Genomic DNA, 1,818 nt, shown 5'->3' on the forward strand with positions numbered 1-1,818 from the left:
CGAGACCGGAGCCGGCGTTCAGGCGCAGGTCGATTTTGCGGAATTCCAGACAGTCTTCACCGGCGAGCCAGGCATCGTGCGCAAGGTCTGGTTGTTCAGCATGGTGCTGGGGCACAGTCGCTGGCTGTGGGGACGTTTCTGCCCGAACCAGGGTCTGGAAACAGTGATGCGTTGCCACATCGCCGCCTTCGAGGCGATGGCGGGCTGCTGCACGGAAATTCTCTACGATCGCATGAAGACCGCTGTCATCGGTGAGGATGATGCGGGCGTGGTGACCTACAATGCCTCGCTGGTGGCGCTTCTGGCCCATTATGGCAGCGCCCCCAGAGCCTGCCAGCCCTATCGCGCCAAGACCAAGGGCAAGGTCGAGCGACCCTTCCGCTACATCCGTCAGGACTTCTTCCTTGGCCGCAGTTTCCATGATCTCGATGACCTCAACGCCCAGTTCGACGTCTGGCGCGCGGATATCGCCAACGCGCGGGCACATGCCACCACCGGGCGGATCGTGCAGGAGCATTTTGCACAGGAGCAGCCCCATCTGCATCCATTGCCTGCCCTGCGCTACGATGCTGTTCTGAGCGTCGAGCGGCGGATCAGCCGCGAGGGGATGGTGGCGGTGGCCGGCAATTATTACAGTGTGCCTGACACTGCCCGCCGTCGCGTGGTCGAGATCCAGCACCATACACATGAAGTCCTGATCTTCGAGGAAGGGAAACTCATCGCCCGGCATCCCGTGCTGGAAGGCAAAAACCGTAAGCGGATCGAGCCAGGCCACCGCAAGGCCCCACCGGTTCAACACGCCGAGATGTTGCCGACGACACCGGCGGTGCCGATCCTCCAGCGTCCTCTGGCTTTCTACGGCGCGGTGGGTGAACGCCTGGCCAACATCAATGCCAAAGGGACCGCATGATGTCTGTCACCGAACGCATCCGACAAAGCCTGCTGGCTCTCCATATGGCACGCGCCCTCGAAACGCTTGATCACACGCTGGGCAGGCTGGAAAAGGGCGAGATCAGCGCCATCGAGGCCATCGACGATCTGCTGGCCGAAGAACTGAACCTGCGCGAGGGACGGCGCATCAGCGTAGCACTGCGCACCGCCCGCCTCATGCCGATCAAAACTATCGAGAGCTTCGACTTCTCGTTCCAGCCTTCACTCGACAGGCATCGCATCACCGCGCTGGCCCAGCTCGAGTTCATCAATCGGGCCGAGGTGTTGCATTTTCTGGGCCCGCCAGGCACCGGAAAATCCCATCTGGCCACAGCCATCGGCGTGGCCGCCGTCAGGGCCGGACGCAGCGTCTATCGCTGCTCTCTGGCAGAACTGCTCGAGGCGCTCACCAGAGCCGAACGCGAGGGGCGTCTGGCCGAGAAAATTCGCTTCTACACGCGGGCTTCGCTGCTGATCGTCGATGAAATTGGCTACCTGCCAATCACGCCAGGTGGTGCCAACCTCTTCTTCCAGCTGGTCAATGCCCGCTACGAAAAGGGAGCGATGATCCTGACCTCCAATCGCGGTTTTGCCGAGTGGGGCGAGGTCTTCGGCGACCCGGTCGTCGCCACCGCGCTGCTCGACCGGCTACTTCACCATGCTGTCGTCGTCCACATCGAAGGTGCCAGCTATCGCCTGCGCCAGCATGCCGATCTGATCCCCGAGCATACACGGGCCCACGCCAATCTGATGCCACCGGCAGCGCCAAAGCGCCGCGGTAGGCCCCCAAAGCATGGAGCTATCGATCACCTCAATGGCTGATCACCATATCCGTGCTGGGGAATTTTCCGACAGCACATGTGGGGAATTTTGAAACAGCATTTACAG

The 1,818-nt window shown here is 61.7% G+C and carries 2 protein-coding genes; both read left to right on the forward strand.

Going from position 1 to position 1,818, the window contains the following annotated elements:
• A partial coding sequence (gene istA, locus GXY01S_RS16580; RefSeq protein ID WP_061276872.1) for an IS21 family transposase occupies nt 1-910 on the forward strand: 910 nt, incomplete at its 5' end.
• Nucleotides 907-1,752, forward strand: coding sequence for an IS21-like element helper ATPase IstB (istB, locus tag GXY01S_RS16585; RefSeq protein ID WP_007396167.1), 846 nt, complete (start codon nt 907-909; stop codon nt 1,750-1,752). The genes istA and istB, both read left to right, overlap by 4 nt.
• The last annotated feature ends 66 nt before the right edge of the window (nt 1,753-1,818 follow it).

It is taken from the genome of Komagataeibacter xylinus NBRC 15237, from assembly GCF_001571345.1.
Classification (GTDB): Bacteria; Pseudomonadota; Alphaproteobacteria; order Acetobacterales; family Acetobacteraceae; genus Komagataeibacter; species Komagataeibacter xylinus.